The organism is Brevundimonas sp. P2_A6 (genome assembly GCF_056404975.1).
On the sequence record NZ_JBFUCZ010000002.1, the window covers coordinates 638,875 to 654,776 of the forward strand.

The window sequence follows — 15,902 nt, forward strand, 5'->3', positions numbered from 1 at the left end:
AATGCAGCAGATCAAAACCAAAGTCCTCATCATCGGCGCCGGTACCGGGGGCTATGTCGCAGGCATCCGCTGCGGCCAGCTGGGGCTGGAGACTGTGCTGGTGGACGGCTCGGACGGGCTGGGCGGGACCTGCCTGAACGTCGGCTGTATTCCGTCCAAGGCGATCATCCATGCGGCGGGCAAGTTCGAGACGGTCGCCAAGGCCGCCGGCGACGGGACGCTGGGCATCACGGCGTCGGAACCGGCGATCGACTTCACCCAGACCGTCGCCTGGAAGGACGGTATCGTCCGTAAACTGAACAACGGCGTCGCGGCCCTGCTGAAGAAGGCGAAGGTCAAGGTCATCAAGGGCTGGGCGACCTTCCAGGACGCCAAGACCTGCCGCGTCGAGACCGAGGACGGTCCGATCACGATCACGGCCGAACACGTCATCCTGGCCACGGGATCGGAGCCGGTCGAGCTGCCCTTCCTGCCGTTCGGCGGCGACGTCATCTCCTCGACCGAGGCCCTGTCGCTGGACGCGGTGCCGGGCAAGCTGGTCGTGGTCGGCGGCGGCTATATCGGGCTGGAGCTGGGCATCGCCTATCGCAAGCTCGGGGCCCAGGTCGCCATCGTCGAGATGGCCGAGCGCATCCTGCCGCTCTACGACAAGGCCCTGACCGACCCGGTCATGAAGTGGCTGACCGACCATGGCGTCGAGATGCACCTGGGCGCCCGCGCGGGCGGGTTCGGGGACGGCAAGCTGTCGATCACGACGAAGGACGGCGAGCCGGTGCAGCTAGAGGCCGATAAGGTGCTGGTCACCGTGGGCCGTCGTCCGCGCACCGCCGGCTGGGGTCTGGAGAACATGGGCGTGGCCATGGCCGGGCCGTTCGTCAGGATCGACGACCGCTGCGCCACCTCGATGAAGAACGTCTGGGCCGTCGGCGACCTGACCGGCGAACCCATGCTGGCCCACAAGGGCTCGGCGCAAGGGGAAGTGGTCGCGGAGATCATCGCGGGTCACCACAAACGCTTCGACCCGGTCACCATTGCCGCCGTCTGTTTCACCGAGCCGGAGATCGTCTCGGCGGGCCTGGGGCCGCTCGACGTCGCGGGCCGCGACGATGTGATCACCGCCGTCTTCCCGCTGGCCGCCATAGGCCGGGCCCTGGCCATCGAGGCGGGCGAGGACGGGGGCTTCGTCCGGGTGCTGGCGTCCAAGGCGGATCACCGTCTTCTGGGCGTCCAGGCCGTCGGCCAGCACGTCGCCGAACTGTCCAACAGCTTCGCCCAGATGCTGGAGATGGGCGCGGTGCTGGAAGACGTCGCGGGCGTCATTCACGTCCACCCGACGCTGGGCGAGGCCTTCCACGAGGCGTCGCTTAGAGCTCTGGGGCACGCCATCCATATCTGATGGAAGGCAGCCCTTGCATCCCGGACCCCGCCCGCGCATCTGAGCGCGCATGACCGATCTTGCCTCCACCCGCCCCTCCGGCCTGCCGACCCCGCGCCACTATGCGGGGGTCAATTGGATCGGGGTGCAGACGCTTTATCTGCGCGAGGTCCGCCGCTTCTGGAAGGTCGGCGCACAGACGGTGGCGGCGCCCGTGGTCACCTCGCTGCTCTACATGCTGGTGTTCGTGGTGGCGCTGAAGGGGGCGCGGCCGCCGCTGCACGGCACGCCCTTCGCCGAGTTCGTGGCCCCCGGGCTGGTCATGATGGCGATCCTGAACAACGCCTTCGCCAATGCCAGTTCCAGCCTGATCCAGGCCAAGATCATGGGCACGGCCACCGATTTCCTGACGCCCCCGCTCAGCCCGCTGGAACTGACCATCGGCTTTTCGCTGGGCGCGGCGACGCGGGGCCTGGCGGTCGGTGCGGTGACGGCTCTGGCGGTGGTCTGGTTCACGAAGCTGGGCGTCTTCAACATCCTGGCCATCGTCTATTTCGCCCTGATCGCTTCGCTGCTGATGGGGATGATCGGCGTGCTGGCCGGGCTGTGGTCCGAGAAGTTCGACCAGCTGGCGGCGGTCCAGAACTTCGTCGTCATGCCCATGACCTTCCTGTCGGGCACCTTCTATCTGGTCGAGAACCTGCCGGGCCCGTTCGCGGCCATCAGCCACTGGAACCCCTTCTTCTATCTGATCGACGGCTTCCGCTACGGCTTCATCGGCCATGCCGAGGGCAGCCTGCTGATCGGCGTGATCGGCAGCGGCGTGCTGACGATCGTCATGGCCGTGGCCTGCTGGCTGGTGTTCCGGTCCGGCTGGCGGTTGAAGAGTTAGACAACCCTAAGCTAGACAGTTAGCTATAGATCCTGCAGGCTCTAGCGAGAGCTAATTCGGGATTGGGATGAGCGATAAACTGTTAGCTATGGGTCCTGTGGCTCTCATCGTCTTGAACTTGGTTTTGGGCGTTGCGCAGCTCCTCGCGTTTGCCGCTGGCGTCGAGGTTTGGCTCGGTTGGAACTGGATCGGCGCAATCGTTGTGTTCGCGGTGCTGAACATGATCCCGTTCGGCACGATTGGCAGCACGATCGTAGCTTATATCGGCGCCACTAAGGGCTGGGGCTGGGATTGGTGGCAGGCCGTCCTACTGGTTGCACCGTTCCTTATTCTTGGGCTGCTAACCTCAAGCCTAGGCGGCCTGGCTGCTGCCATCGGCAAGAGCCGTAGTAGCCACTAGTAAGGCGACGCGGTGTTGACACACCCCCGCCCCCGTCCGACAACCCACGCTCCTGAAAAAGTCCCGTCGCACCCGCGCCGGGGCTTCGTTTCTTTTGGAGGTACGTCCGTGTCCGGTCATTTGATGGGTGTCTACAATCGCGCGCCGCTGGAAGTGGATCGCGGGCGAGGCGCGCGTCTGTGGGCGAAAGACGGCACCGAGTATCTGGACTGCGTCCAGGGCATCTCGACCAACGGCCTGGGCCACGCCCACCCCGTGCTGGTCGAGGCGGTGAAGGCCCAGGCCGAGAAGCTGTGGCACGTCTCCAACATCTTCAGGATTCCGGGCCAGGAGGAACTGGCCGACGCCCTGACCGAAGCCAGCTTCGCCGACGTGGTCTTCTTCACCAACTCGGGCACCGAGGCGGTCGAGTGCGCGATCAAGACGGCGCGCAAATATCACTCGGCCAATGGCCAGCCGGAACGGATCGACATCTATGGCTTCGACGGGGCCTTCCACGGCCGGACCTACGGCGCGATCAATGCGGCCGCGAACCCCAGCTATACCGAGGGCTTCGGCCCCAAGATGCAGGGTTTCCACCAGCTGAAGTGGGGCGATCACGAGGCGCTGAAGGCCGCTATCGCCGAACCCAACACCGCCGCCATCATCGTGGAGCCGGTGCAGGGCGAGGGCGGGTGCCGCGCCATGCCCGACGTCTGCCTGCGCGGGCTTCGCGAACTGTGCGACGAACACGGCGTCCTGATCATCTTCGACGAGGTCCAGTGCGGCATGGGCCGGTCGGGCAAGCTGTGGGCGCATGAATGGGCGGGCATGGCCCCCGACATCATGGCGGTTGCCAAGGCGCTGGGCGGCGGTTTTCCCATCGGGGCGTGCCTGGCCACGACCGAGGCGGCCAAGGGAATGACGGTCGGTGCCCACGGCTCGACCTTCGGCGGCAATCCGCTGGCCATGGCGGTGGGTCTGGCCGCGTTCAAGACGATCAACTCCCCGGAGATCCTGGGCAACGTCAACGAGATCGCCGGCTACCTGAAGCAGCAGCTGCACGGGCTGAAGGAACGCTTCCCCGACGTGATCGAGGACGTGCGCGGCAAGGGCCTGCTGATCGGGCTGAAGCTCAAGCCGAACAATCGCGAGTTCATGGGCTGGGCGCGCGACGAACAGCATCTGCTGATCGCCGGCGGTGGCGACAACTGCGTGCGGATGCTGCCGCCGCTGAACCTGACGCTGGAAGAGGCGCGCGACGCTGTCGAACGGCTGGAGCGGACCTGCGAAGGTGCGCGGGGCAAGATGAAGGCGGCGGCGTGAGCCTCCCTCTCCCGTCGGGAGAGGGCTTGAGGCTCGCAGAGCGAAGCGATGCGTCTTCAGCCGAAAGGGTGAGGGGTTTTGCCCTCACCGGTTGGCACCGTAACCCCTCACCCCTTCGCGCAAGTCCGATCGCCTGACGGCTCTCGGGCGCTCAAGCCCTCTCCCGGCGGGAGAGGGAGGAGATCGATCATGACCCGCCACTTCCTCGACATCCACCGGCTGGACGCCGCCGATCTGCGCGCCATCCTGGATGACGCCCACGCCCGCAAGGCCGCTCGCAAGGGCAGGCCCCAGGGGTGGATCGATGCCGATGCGCCCGCGAAGGATCGTGTGCTGGCGATGATCTTCGAGAAGAACTCGACCCGCACGCGGTTCAGCTTCGACGCCGCCATCCGGCAGCTTGGCGGGTCGTCGATCATCGCCAACGCCGGCGATATGCAACTGGGCCGGGGCGAGCCGGTGGAGGACACGGCGCGGGTCCTGTCGCGCATGGTCGATGCGGTGATGATCCGGGCCAACAGCCATGAGGATGTCGAGCGGTTCGCCCGGATCGCCACCGTGCCCGTGGTCAACGGCCTGACCGACCGCAGCCACCCGTGCCAGATCCTGGCCGACATCATGACGATCGAGGAACAGCGCGGGCCGATCCAGGGCAAGACGATCGCCTGGATCGGCGACGGCAACAACGTCTGCCACAGCTTCATGCATGCGGCACCCAAGCTGGGCTTCCACCTGAACGTGGCCTGTCCGGCGGAATATCATCCGAACCTCCACGACCTGGCCAAGGGCGGCAATGCCGTGACCCTGACCAGTGATCCCAAGGACGCCGTGCGCGGGGCGGACGTGGTCGTCACCGACACCTGGGTGTCGATGGGCGACAGCGACTACGAGGCGCGCCTGCATGCCTTCGAGAGCTACACGGTCGATGAGGCGCTGATGGAGTTGGCCGACCCCGACGCGGTTTTCCTGCATTGCCTGCCCGCCCACCGCGGCGAGGAGGTCACCGACGCTGTGATCGACGGACCCAGGTCGCTGGTCTGGGACGAAGCCGAAAACCGCATCCACGCCCAGAAGGCCGTGCTGGCCTGGTGCTTCGCAGAGTGATATCTATTATCGCCTGACGAACCCGTTTGGAGGTTTCTGGTGGCGAGCAGTGTCGATCTCGGCCGGCAGCTGGAAGGCGTCGTCACGCGTCTCGTCGCCGACGGCCGCTACAACTCCCGCAGCGAAGTCATGCGTGAAGGTGTCCGGTTGATCCATGAGCGCGAGACCCGCCTGGCGGCGCTCGATGCAGCACTCCAGCGAGGGATCGCGGACGCAGACGCCGGGCGAACCGTCGACATCGATGAAGCCGCCCGTCTACTGAATGAACGCTTCGGCGGCGAGGCCAAGGCTGCTGCCCGTTGAAGGTTACGCTGACGCAGTCGGCATTGAGCGACCTTCAGGCCATAGGCGATCATATCGCAGCCGACAGTCCACGGCGGGCGCGGTCCTTCGTCGCCGAACTGCTCGCGAAGGCCCGCGACATCGGCAAGGGGCCGATGCGATATCCACTGGTGGCGCGCTATGAGACGTTCGGCGTCCGGCGACGTGTGCATGGATCGTATCTGATCTTCTATCGCAACGAGCCGGATGCGGTCGTGATCCTGCACGTGCTCCACGGAGCGTATGACTACGAGCCGCTACTCTTCCCGGACCCCTGAGCAGGAAGACAATGAAAAAGGGCACCGCCGCGAGGCGATGCCCTTTTGTCTCTTAGATCGTCGAACCTACTGCAGGTTCACGTCCGCCACGCCGCCCGCGTCGGGCACGGTCTTGGTGATGTTGGCCTTGGCGATCTCGAAGGCGAACTTCAGCAGGCTACCGTCGGAAACCCACACGCGGCCGTCGTCGCCGTCGAAGCGCAGGATGGTCAGGTGCGGATCGTCCTTGCCCTCGGGATACCAGGCGGCCAGCACCGGGTTCCAGTAGCGGTCGATGATGCTGCGGTCCTGGCCGTGCACGGACAGTTCGCCGTGGATGCAGGCCCAGACCTTCTGATCCTTGGATCCATAATGGAACATGGCGCTTTGGCCGCCCCCGATCCCGGCATCCCTGGCCAGATCGGTGTCGTCACGGGTGAAGAACCAGATCGTGCCGGTCTCTTCCTCGCGGAAGGCGGTCATGGGCTGGGCGTGATAGCCGGGCTGGTCCAGTCCCAGCAGCCCCGTGTTGGACTCCTTCAGGGCCTTCCAGAAATGGTCCTTGGCCTCGTCGGCGGTCAGGGTCTTGTCGGACATGGAGTGCTCCTTGGCGAATGGGTCGGCCGCTTTAACCGCCCAGCCGCGACACCGTTCCCTCAAGCCGGGTGCGTCATGACGGCCGGGTGAAGCCCGCCAGCGCGCCCAGATGCACAAGCAGAAGGAAGGTCGCCGTCCCCGCCAGCAGCATGATGAACCGCCACGGCACCATGCGGGGCCGCAGGAAATCGCTGGGCCTCGCGCCGCGCCATCCGGCGAACACGGCGACGATCAGGGCGGCCGCCAGCAGCCAGAGGGTAAGGGTCAGGGACACGGCCGTCATGTGGGCGAGCCGTCCGTCCCCGGCAAGCGAAACCCTTGCCGAGAGGTTAATCTTCACGCCCCGTTAACCACGATCGGGCGACAGATTTCGATCTGGCGAACCCTGTCCACAGGAGAATGGATGGTCCGCTAGATGTTGGGGTTAACCACACGTTTACACCCCGGATATGGGCGATTAGCGTGGCCAAATGGGTCGGGAGCCGAATCAGTGAGCGCAGCCGCCGCGCCTTGGAGCGTAAAGGGCATAGACCCGAAGGCGCGTGAGGTGGCCAAGGATCTGGCGCGCCGATCCGGCATGACGCTGGGCGAATGGCTCAACACCATGATCATGGAGGACGGCGAGGAGGACGACGGGGTCCAGCCCCTGCCGCGCCGCCCGCATGCGTCCGAGATGTTCGATCGCCGCGGCCGCTCGCGCCGCCTGGACGACGCCTACGAGCCCGAGGATCGGTCCTATCGCGGCGCGCCGGACGAGACGCTGCAGCGTGTCGCCGCCTCGGTCGACGCGATCGCCGCCCGTCTGGAGGCCGCCGAGCGCCGCTCGACGATCGCCATCCAGGGCGTGGACCAGGCCGTGTCCGGCCTGGTGCGCCGGATGGAGGCGCAGGATCAGCAGGCGGGTCAGTACGGTCGCCGCATCGACGACATCTCCGACGAACTCAAGGAAGGACACCGCCGTCTGCGGGCCTTCGAGCGCGAGGTCGGACCCAAGTCCGCCGAGACCCTCAGCAAGGTCGAGCAGGCGCTGGGCACTCTGTCGGGCCGTCTCTATGACATGGAGGAGCGTCAGCGCACCGGCCTGACCGAGGTCCGCCAGCGCCTGGACGGGTTCGACAAGACCGACACCGCCGTCGCCGCCCTGACCAGCCGCCTTTACGACATCGAGGAGCGCCAGCGGGCTGCGGGCCAGACCCTGATCCAGCGCATCGAGGCGGTCGAGAAGGCTGCCGGCGCCGGTGTCGGCACAGAGCTTCTGGCCCAGGTCGGGCAGCGGCTGGACGCGGCCCAGAACCAGACGTCCGAGGCGCTTCGCAATCTGGAGCGCTCGTTCGCCGGGCTGGATCAGCGCCTGCGCGCCGCCGAGACGCGGGTGGAGCCCGAAGGCATGCGCGAGGCCGCCCGCTTCGAGAAGCTGGCCGAGACCCTGTCGCGCCAGGTCGAGACCAACCGCACCGAGATGATGCGTCGCCTCGAAACGGCCGAGAGCGAAGGCCGGATGAGCCGGATCGAGGCCACCGTCCAGGGCTTGAGCGAACAGGCGCGTGCCGCCGAGCAGCGCTCCGCCCAGGGGATCGAGGCCATGGGCCGCGAGGTCCTGCGCATCGCCCAGAACCTGGACACCCGTGTCGACCGGATCGAGACGGTCGGCGACGCGCGGCTGGAAAAATTCGAAGCGGCGCTGACCCGCACGATCTCGGCCAAGATCGAACAGGACATGGGTCGTTACGGTCAGGCCGTCGAACAGCGTCTGACCCGCGCCGAGGACCAGCATTCCATCGCCCTGGAAAAGCTGGGCGTCGAGATCACCCGGATTTCCGACCGTCTCGCCGACCGCATCGCCCAGTCCGAACGCAAGTCCGCCCAGGCGCTGGAGGATATCGGCCGTCGCATGGCCGAGGGCTCGGACCGGGTCGAGCAACGCTACGACCGGGCTTCGGGCGAACTGGCCGAGCGCATGCGCCTGTCCGAGGAACGCACCTCACGCCTTCTGGCCGAGGCTCGCGAGACGCTCGAGAACCGCCTGGCGCAGCCGGTCGCGACGGCACCGCTGCCGGAGCCCGAACCCGTCGCGCCGCCGGTGGTGGCCACGCCCGCATCGGAGTTCGTGCAGCCCGACTGGCGCGCCGCCGCCTTCCCGGACGACCGGTTCGATTCCGGGTCCGACGCCCCGGCCGACGGCTGGTCGATCGACCCCCTGTCCGCCGATCTGGAACCCTTCCCCCAGGCCCCCTCCGAGACGGTTGCCCCGGAAGAGAGTTTCGACAGTCTGCCGCGCCGGTTCGAACCGGTAGAGCCGCAAGCGGCCGTTGCCGACCCCGTGCTGGAAGACCCCGCCCCGGGTCAGCCCGCGCCGTTCATCGGCGGTCCGTTCGGGAGCTACGGCGGTGCCGACGTGTCCGACGCCCTGGACGCGATCGCCGATGTCGAGGCTCAGCCCGAGCCTTTCGGCGGAACGGTCGCAGCCGGCGGTGCCGCTCCCGCCCGGCTCTACGATGACGGTATCGAGGAGTATTCGGCCGAGACCGAATTCGTCGATCCGCGCCGGATGCGCGCCAGCATGGCGGCGGGCGCGGCCGCCGGACGCTCCGCCTCGACCCGCGACACCATCGAGGCCGCGCGCGCCGCGATGAACGTCGCCCCGGCCGAGCCGGCACCGCGGGCCAGCTTCGGCCTGGGACTGAAGCGCGGTGGCAAATCCAAGCTGCAGGAGCGGCTGGACAAACAGGCCCAGCGCAGCGACGGCACGGTCAAGAAGGCCTTCATCGCCTCCGTCACCGGCATGGCGGTCGTCGGCGGCCTGTGGGCGACCGGGCGCGCCACCGGCTACGATTTCGACGATGTGGCTCGCCTGACCGGCCTTTCCTCGTCGAATGCAGAGGCGACGCCGATCGCCGCCCTGGCCCTGACGCCTACGGACGGCACGGTGGATGCGGCCCCTGTCGATGCGACTGAGGCCCAGACCCTGTATGCCCAGGCGCTGGAGCAGCTGGACCGCAACGATCCGGCGGGTGTCGAGACGCTGACCCGCGCCGCCAATCTGGGTCATCCCGAGGCGCAGCTGAAGCTGGCGGGTCTTTATCAGACCGGTTCCACGGGCCTGACGGTCGACCAGTCCGAGAGCCGACAATGGGCCCGGCGCGCGGCCGAAGGCGGAGATGCTGCCGGCATGCACGCCTATGGCATGTATCTGTTCGACGGCGTCGGTGGATCGCGCGACCGCGTGGAGGCCCTGGACTGGCTCAAGAAGGCGGCCAATCGCGGCCTGGTCGACAGCCAGTACAACGTCGCCCGCATCTACGAGAACGGCGACGAGGGCATCGCGCCCAACCCGACCCAGGCCTATCGCTGGTACCTGATCGCCGCCCGCGCCGGCGACCCCCAGGCCCAGGCCGCGGTCGACCGGCTGGCCCCGACCATTCCGGCCGCCCAGCGCCAGACGGCCCGCGCCCAGGCCGAGGCCTTCGCCACCGAACCGCTCGCCTGACGCATGATGCGGGTGGCCCTCACCGGGTCGCCCGGTTAAGACACCCGCACTCGCCTTCCGGCGCCTTGCATTGTTGTTCCAGCCGAAGGCCCGCCCTTTGGAGATCTATCTGCCGATCGCCGAGGTTTCGGTGAACTGGCCGCTCCTGGTCCTGCTGGGGGCGCTGGTTGGATTCGTGTCCGGACTGTTCGGCATCGGCGGCGGTTTCCTGATGGCCCCCGTGCTGGTCTTCCTGGGAATCCCGCCCGTCGTCGCCGTCGCCAGCCAGGCCAGCCACGTCGTCGCCTCCTCCACCTCCGGCGTGATCCGATATTCGGGCCAGGGCGCCGTCGACTACCGGATGGGGGCGATCATGGCCGGGGGCGGTGCGGCCGGTGCCATCGGCGGGGTCGAGCTGTTCCGCTACCTGCGTCTGCTGGGTCAGGCCGATCTGGTCGTGGCCCTGTCCTATCTGCTGCTGCTGGGGGCCATCGGGCTTCTGATGCTCTACGAAAGCCTCAGCGAAATCCTGCGCCGCCATCGGGGCGAGGTCGCGCCCCACAAGGAGCGCCGCCGACCGCTGTGGCTGTATGGTCTGCCGTGGAAGGTGCGCTTCCCGAAATCCGGCCTCTACATCAGCGCGATTCCCCCGTTCGGCCTGGGCGTCTTCGCGGGCGTCCTGTCGGCCATCATGGGCGTCGGGGGCGGCTTTATTCTGGTGCCGGCCATGCTTTATGCCCTGCGGATGCGCGCCAGCGTGGTCGTCGGCACCAGCCTGTTCCAGATCATCATCACGACCGCCATCACCACAATCCTGCAGGCGGGCCGCAACCAGACGGTCGACATCGTTCTGTCGACCCTGCTGCTCACCGGCGGCGTGATCGGGGCGCAGCTGGGTGCACGTTTCGCGGGTCGTTTCCGGGCGGACGTTCTGCGCGCCGCCCTGGGCCTGCTGATCCTGTTCGTCGGCATCCAGATGGGTCTGAGCCTGTTCGTCCGACCCCACGACATCTTCCTGCTGGCCCCCGGGATTTCCGACCGGTGATCCAGGCTCTCCCACCCCCGCCGCCTGTGATCGAGGCGCCCGCCCCGGAACGCTCCGAGGCCACGGCGACCGAGCTGCGCGTGGCCGCCGCCCTGACCGATGCCCAGGTCAAGGTCGATTCCAGCTTTCGCGGCGCGACGCTGGTGCTTTACGGCGCGGTGTTCAATCCGACCGACGATCCCACCGACGTGGTGGTCGTGGTCCGCGGGCCGGACGCGCCCGTTCGTCTGGTCAAGAAGACGCGCAACACCGGCGTGTGGCTGAACAGCCGCCCTGTCCTGTTCGAGGGGGCACCCGGCTTCTACATGACGGCCTCCACCCGACCGCTCAGCGACATCGCCGACTTCGGCCAGCTGCGCCGTCTGGGCGTCGGCGTCGATCACCTGCGCATCGACGCGCCCGAGGAAAGCCGCACCGTCACCCGCTATGGCGTTCGCGACGTGGTCATCTCGAGGCTGGGCGAGGACTACCTCGACTGGCGCCGCGCCGTGATCCGTTTGAGGGAGGAGGCGGCCCTCTACGATACAGATCCGGATGGCGTGACCTTCGTCGACAAGGGCCTGTTCCGCGCGGAGGTCAAACTTCCGGCGACCGCGCCCACGGGGCCCTATTACGCCCAGGTCTGGTTGTTCCGCGACGGCGAGCCGGCCGGCGTGTCCAACCTGACCCTGACGGTGGAAAAGGTCGGGTTCGAACGCGACGTCTACGAGTTCGCCCACCGCCGTCCGTGGACCTATGGCGTGCTGTGCGTCTTCCTGGCGCTGGCCATGGGATACGGCACCAGCCGGGTGTTCAGGAGGGGATGATGCGAAATATCCGGATCGTGGCCTGGGCCCTGGCGCTCGCGGGGTTGATCCCTTTCGTCGGCTGCGCGGCCCTGTTCGTCATGCGACCCGAGGCCGGAGATTTGTGGGTCGGGCCTCTGGCTGCCTATGGAGCGATCATCCTGTCCTTCCTGGGCGGCGCGCGCTGGGGCAGCGCGCTGGCCGGGCCGGAGCCGAAGGTCGGCGCCCTGATCGCCAGCAATCTGCCCGCCGTGGCCGCCTGGCTGACCTTCCTGCCGGGCGTGCCGTATGCGGTCCAGCTTCTGGTGCTGATCTTCGGCCTGGTCTTCATGCTGGTCTGGGACTATCGGGGCGCGCCGTCCTGGTATCGAAACCTGCGGATCGTCGCGACCATCGGCGCGGTGCTCAGTCTCGGCGTTGTCCTGACGGCGCTCTAGACCAGCCCCGCCCAGGCCAGGGCATGGACGCGGTCCTTGCCCAGTGCCGCCGCCATCGGCCGCTCCGTGAACAGCCCGGCGATCGCTGCGTCCAGCACGTTCAGCCCCCCCGTAAAGGCCCCGAACGCCGGCAGGATCAGCCTTTTCCCATCTGTCACGAAGCACGGACGGCGCACCATCCGCGCATGAGCGACCACGCGGGCACAGGGATGCAGATGCCCGGCCACCTCGCCCGGCCGCGCGTCGGGTGTCGGTTCGTGGGTCAGGAACAGCGCCCCAAGAGCCATGTCGCCGACGACCCGGCCGGGCAGGCGCGACATCGCGTCCGCGTCCGCCGCCGTCAGGGCCTCGCGGTCGTGGTTGCCCTCCAGCCAGACCCAGTCGCGGCCGAAGGCTAGCCGGTCCAGTCGCGCCCGGTCATCGGGCGCCATCCGTCCGATGGATTTCGAATCGTGGAAACTGTCGCCGAGCAGGACGATGCGGTCGGGCCTCAACTCCGCGATCTCCGCCTCAAGGCGATCCAGCGTGGCGCGACTGTCGTAGGGCGGCAGCATCTGGCCGCGCGCCGCGAAGGCCGAGCCTTTCTCAAGGTGCAGGTCGCCCGCCACGACCGTCGAATGCGCGGGCAGCCACAGCGCGCCCGAACACCGCAGCACGCACAGCTCGCCCATGACCCGCACGGACAGCGACCCGCAGGGCCGCCGCGCCGGGGTCAGTGCCTCCCTCAACGCCGCGTTCATGCCGCCCCCATCAGTTCTGCAGGCGCATCCTCCATGACCTCGTCAATCAGCTCCTGGGCGGAAGCGTCGAGGATCATCTCGGCCGCGTCGCCGCCGACCCGCTCGCGCCCGATCATGACCAGCACCGGCACGCAGAAGGGCGAGGCCCGCTCCAGCGAGGCATGGCGGATATGTCCGGCAATGCGAGACAGAAGTTGGCCCAGGCGCGCGACGTCCAGCAGCCCGGCGGCGGCATCCGATCGAGCGGTTCTCAGCAGGAGGTGATCGGGTTGGTGGCGGCGCAGCACGTCGTAGATCAGATCCGTCGAAAAGGTCACCTGACGCCCCGTCTTCTCGGCCCCCGGCTGTCGACGCTCGATCAAGCCGGAAACGAGGGCGCAATTGCGGAAGGTCCGCTTCATCATGAAGCTCTCCTCCAGCCACGCCTCCAGATCGTCGCCCAGCATGTCGGGCTGAAACAGGGCGTCCCAGTCCAAGCCGTCCATCGGCCGGATGGACCATATGGCGAAGGCATAGTCGGTGACGACGAAGCCCAGCGGCCCGACGCCCAGCCGGTCCAGCCTGCGGGTCAGCAGCATGCACAGGGTCGAATGCGCCAGCCGTCCCTCGAACGGATAGCCCACCATGAAATGGCGGCTGCCGCGCGGAAAGGTCTCGATCAGCAGGCTGTCGGCGTCGGGGATCAGGCTGCGCTGGTCCTGCAGCTCCAGCCATTCCTGCACGTCGACGGGAAGGACGCGCCAGTGGTCCCGGTCCTGCACCATGGCCCGTACGCGGGCGGCCAGTGAGGTGCCCAGCGGAAACTGCGCCCCGCCCCAGGACGGGATCTTGGGGTCCTTGTCGGTGGCGTGGGTGACCAGGGCGTCCATGCCGTTGATGCCCTGAAACGCCCAGACTTGCCCGGCGAAGACGAAGGTGTCGCCGGGGCTGAGCTGTTCGAAATACCACTCCTCGGCCTCGCCGACCTTGCGTCCGCCGATCAGCTGCTTGGACGCGCCACCACGCCGCGAGGCGACCTTCACGTTCAGCGTCCCCGCCGCCACGATGGCCCCGACGTTCATCCGGTGCCGCTGGGCGATCAGTTGATTGCGCACGGTCCATTTGCCCTCGGGCGTCCGCACGATCCGCGCGAACCGGTCGTAGGTGCGCAGCGCGTATCCGCCGGTGGCGACGAAATCGACCACCTCCTCGAACGCCTCATAGGTCAGATCGCGATAGGGGGCGCAGGACGTGATCTCGGCATGCAGGGCGTCCAGATCGAACGGCTCCGAACAGGCCACGCCCATGACGTGCTGGGCCAGGGTGTCCAGCGTGCCGATGTGATGCGGCTCCCAGTCGAAGGCGTTGTCGGCCACGGCCTCCTTGGCCGCCTGGCATTCCAGCAGTTCGAACCGGCTGGCCGGGACCATGAGGGCGCGCGACGGCTCGTCCAGCCTGTGGTTGGCGCGACCGATCCGCTGGACGAGGCGGCTCGATCCCTTGGGCGCCGCCATCTGGATGACCAGATCCACGTCCCCCCAGTCGATGCCGAGGTCCAGCGTCGAGGTGCAGACCACGGCCCGCAGGTCGCCTCGCGCCATCGCCGCCTCGACCTTGCGACGTTGCTCGGCCGCCAGCGAGCCGTGGTGCAGGCCGATGGGCAGGTTCTCGTCGTTTATGGCCCACAGCTGCTGGAACACGAACTCGGACTGCCAGCGCGTGTTGACGAAGATCAGGGCCAGGTTCGCCCGCTGGATGGCCGCATAGACCTCCGGGATCGCATGCTGGCCGGTATGCCCGGCCCAGGGGACGCGGCCCTCGGACACCAACACGTCGATGATCGGGACGGCCCCGGGGTCGCCCTTCACCATCGCCACCTCGGCACCGGCGGGCGCCAGCCACTCCGCGATCAGTCTGGGATCATCGATCGTCGCCGACAGGGCCACCCGCCGCAGCCCCGGCGAAAAGCTCTGCAACCGCGCGAGGCCGAGGTTCAGCAGATCCCCCCGCTTGCCCGACCAGATGGCGTGGACCTCGTCCAGCACGATGCATTTCAGGTCGGCGAAATAGGCCCGCGCGCCGCCCCAGGCGCAGAACAGGGCCAGTTGCTCCGGCGTTGTCAGCAGGATGTCTGGCGGAAACTCGCGTTGCCGCTGCTTCTTGGATGTCTTGGTGTCGCCGGTGCGGCTCTCGACATGGATGTTCAGCCCGATCTCGCGGATCGGCGTCATCAAGTTGCGCTCGACGTCGGTCGTCAGCGCCTTCAGCGGCGAGACATAGATCGTATGGATCCCGCTGCCGGGCCCGAACGCCGGCCTGGGCCCGCGCTCGCTGAGGTCGATCAGGCTGGGCAGAAAACCTGCCAGCGTCTTGCCGCCACCGGTCGGCGCGACCAGCAGGGCGTGCGAGCCGGCCTCTGCGGCGGCGATCATCTCCAGTTGATGTCTGCGGGGAGACCAGCCGCGAGAGGCGAACCAGTCGGCGAATAGGGGGGGCAGCGTCGTCATTCGCTCCACGGAGAGAGCACCCGGCATCCGCTGTGCTCGAAATGGCGGACGTTGCGGGTCACGACGGTCAGGCCATGGACGTGCGCGGTGGCTGCGATCAGTTCGTCCGTCATTTCCGAGGCGCGTCCGGCCGCCCGGTTGGCCTCGGCCAAGGACGCCCACCGCTCTGTGACCGCCAGATCGACCGGCAGGATGCGTTGGTCGTAACGGAAGATCATATCCTCAAGCCAGAAGTCGAGATCGTCACGCCGGCGACCCGGCTCCAGTCGCACGATGCCGCGCCGAAGCTCCCCTACGGTGATCACGCTCAGGTGCAGGTCCGAAAGCAGTTGGTCGGACAGCCAACGTACGACGTTGGGATCGGGCCGCGCGCGCTTGGGCTCGCTGATCGCGTTCGTATCGAGCAGATACATCAGAAGGGATCGATTTCGCGGGCCGGCCGTCGATCCCGCTCAAGATCGACCCCCTCCAGCGACGGACCGTTCAAAAGCCAGTCCTTGAAGTCACGGGACGCACGAGGGTCCTTCAACCGTTGAAAATCTTCGGCGGACACGACCACAGCCGTCGCCTCCCCATGCGAGGAGATTTCCTGAGGCCCCTCTGTCTTCGACCGACGGATCACCTCGGACAGGTTGTCTTTCGCCTTGGCGACGCTCCAGCTCATGGCGAACTCCCGTTATAGCTATGGTTGA

At 67.5% G+C, this 15,902-nt stretch carries 17 protein-coding genes; 11 read left to right on the plus strand and 6 right to left on the minus strand.

The genetic code is table 11. The features are described 5' to 3' along the window. Position 1: 1 nt before the first annotated feature. The 7 genes from lpdA to AC1DW4_RS08725 all read left to right on the plus strand — a co-directional run bounded on the left by lpdA (position 2) and on the right by AC1DW4_RS08725 (position 5,675). A complete protein-coding gene (gene lpdA / locus AC1DW4_RS08695; RefSeq protein WP_477016845.1) occupies positions 2–1,396 on the plus strand; it encodes a dihydrolipoyl dehydrogenase in 1,395 nt (464 codons plus the stop codon). Between the two features lie 49 nt (positions 1,397–1,445). Continuing rightward, a complete protein-coding gene (locus AC1DW4_RS08700) occupies positions 1,446–2,267 on the plus strand; it encodes an ABC transporter permease (RefSeq protein ID WP_477016846.1) in 822 nt (273 codons plus the stop codon). A gap of 67 nt (positions 2,268–2,334) precedes the next feature. After that, positions 2,335–2,667, plus strand: a complete 333-nt coding sequence (locus AC1DW4_RS08705; protein WP_477016847.1) for a hypothetical protein — start codon at positions 2,335–2,337, stop codon at positions 2,665–2,667. A 123-nt stretch (positions 2,668–2,790) separates the two neighbouring features. Then, the gene (locus AC1DW4_RS08710) at positions 2,791–3,972 is read left to right on the plus strand and encodes an acetylornithine transaminase (protein ID WP_477016931.1); all 1,182 of its coding nucleotides are present in this window, start codon (positions 2,791–2,793) and stop codon (positions 3,970–3,972) included. A gap of 189 nt (positions 3,973–4,161) precedes the next feature. Further along, positions 4,162–5,076 (plus strand): ornithine carbamoyltransferase, encoded by a 915-nt coding sequence (gene argF, locus AC1DW4_RS08715; RefSeq protein WP_477016848.1) that lies wholly within the window; start codon positions 4,162–4,164, stop codon positions 5,074–5,076. Positions 5,077–5,115: 39 nt separating this feature from the next. Beyond that, a complete protein-coding gene (locus AC1DW4_RS08720) occupies positions 5,116–5,379 on the plus strand; it encodes a type II toxin-antitoxin system ParD family antitoxin (RefSeq protein ID WP_477016849.1) in 264 nt (87 codons plus the stop codon). Then, positions 5,376–5,675: a type II toxin-antitoxin system RelE/ParE family toxin gene (locus tag AC1DW4_RS08725; RefSeq protein ID WP_477016850.1), complete on the plus strand. Its 300-nt coding sequence runs from the start codon at positions 5,376–5,378 to the stop codon at positions 5,673–5,675. Before AC1DW4_RS08720 ends, AC1DW4_RS08725 begins: the two co-directional genes overlap by 4 nt. A gap of 66 nt (positions 5,676–5,741) precedes the next feature. Here the strand turns inward: AC1DW4_RS08725 and AC1DW4_RS08730 are convergent, their stop codons facing one another. After that, entirely contained in the window at positions 5,742–6,251 is a 510-nt protein-coding gene (locus tag AC1DW4_RS08730) for a pyridoxamine 5'-phosphate oxidase family protein (RefSeq protein ID WP_477016851.1), read from the minus strand. Between the two features lie 73 nt (positions 6,252–6,324). Next, positions 6,325–6,534 (minus strand): hypothetical protein, encoded by a 210-nt coding sequence (locus tag AC1DW4_RS08735; protein WP_477016852.1) that lies wholly within the window; start codon positions 6,532–6,534, stop codon positions 6,325–6,327. A 207-nt stretch (positions 6,535–6,741) separates the two neighbouring features. On the opposite strand from AC1DW4_RS08735, the gene AC1DW4_RS08740 reads away from it, so the two are divergent. The 4 genes from AC1DW4_RS08740 to AC1DW4_RS08755 all read left to right on the plus strand — a co-directional run bounded on the left by AC1DW4_RS08740 (position 6,742) and on the right by AC1DW4_RS08755 (position 11,984). Continuing rightward, the gene (locus tag AC1DW4_RS08740) at positions 6,742–9,738 is read left to right on the plus strand and encodes an SEL1-like repeat protein (RefSeq protein WP_477016853.1); all 2,997 of its coding nucleotides are present in this window, start codon (positions 6,742–6,744) and stop codon (positions 9,736–9,738) included. A 97-nt stretch (positions 9,739–9,835) separates the two neighbouring features. Next, on the plus strand, positions 9,836–10,762 hold the full coding sequence (locus AC1DW4_RS08745; RefSeq protein ID WP_477016932.1) for a sulfite exporter TauE/SafE family protein: 927 nt from the start codon (positions 9,836–9,838) through the stop codon (positions 10,760–10,762). Further along, positions 10,759–11,568 carry a TIGR02186 family protein gene (locus tag AC1DW4_RS08750; RefSeq protein ID WP_477016854.1) on the plus strand — a complete coding sequence of 270 codons (810 nt, stop codon included), beginning with the start codon at positions 10,759–10,761 and terminating at the stop codon, positions 11,566–11,568. Before AC1DW4_RS08745 ends, AC1DW4_RS08750 begins: the two co-directional genes overlap by 4 nt. Beyond that, complete coding sequence (locus AC1DW4_RS08755; protein ID WP_477016855.1) at positions 11,565–11,984, plus strand: DUF3429 domain-containing protein; 420 nt, start codon at positions 11,565–11,567, stop codon at positions 11,982–11,984. The genes AC1DW4_RS08750 and AC1DW4_RS08755 overlap by 4 nt, the downstream gene beginning before the upstream one ends. On the opposite strand, the gene pdeM is transcribed toward AC1DW4_RS08755, so the two are convergent. Genes pdeM through AC1DW4_RS08775 form a run of 4 tightly spaced genes read right to left on the minus strand, consistent with a single transcriptional unit; the run spans position 11,981 to position 15,874 of the window. Then, on the minus strand, positions 11,981–12,724 hold the full coding sequence (pdeM, locus tag AC1DW4_RS08760) for a ligase-associated DNA damage response endonuclease PdeM (RefSeq protein WP_477016856.1): 744 nt from the start codon (positions 12,722–12,724) through the stop codon (positions 11,981–11,983). The genes AC1DW4_RS08755 and pdeM overlap by 4 nt on opposite strands. Next, positions 12,721–15,210 carry a ligase-associated DNA damage response DEXH box helicase gene (locus AC1DW4_RS08765; RefSeq protein WP_477016857.1) on the minus strand — a complete coding sequence of 830 codons (2,490 nt, stop codon included), beginning with the start codon at positions 15,208–15,210 and terminating at the stop codon, positions 12,721–12,723. Before AC1DW4_RS08765 ends, pdeM begins: the two co-directional genes overlap by 4 nt. Continuing rightward, positions 15,207–15,623 (minus strand): PIN domain-containing protein, encoded by a 417-nt coding sequence (locus AC1DW4_RS08770; RefSeq protein WP_477016858.1) that lies wholly within the window; start codon positions 15,621–15,623, stop codon positions 15,207–15,209. Before AC1DW4_RS08770 ends, AC1DW4_RS08765 begins: the two co-directional genes overlap by 4 nt. Next, positions 15,623–15,874 (minus strand): type II toxin-antitoxin system Phd/YefM family antitoxin, encoded by a 252-nt coding sequence (locus AC1DW4_RS08775; RefSeq protein ID WP_029417302.1) that lies wholly within the window; start codon positions 15,872–15,874, stop codon positions 15,623–15,625. The genes AC1DW4_RS08770 and AC1DW4_RS08775 overlap by 1 nt, the downstream gene beginning before the upstream one ends. Positions 15,875–15,902 lie beyond the last annotated feature (28 nt).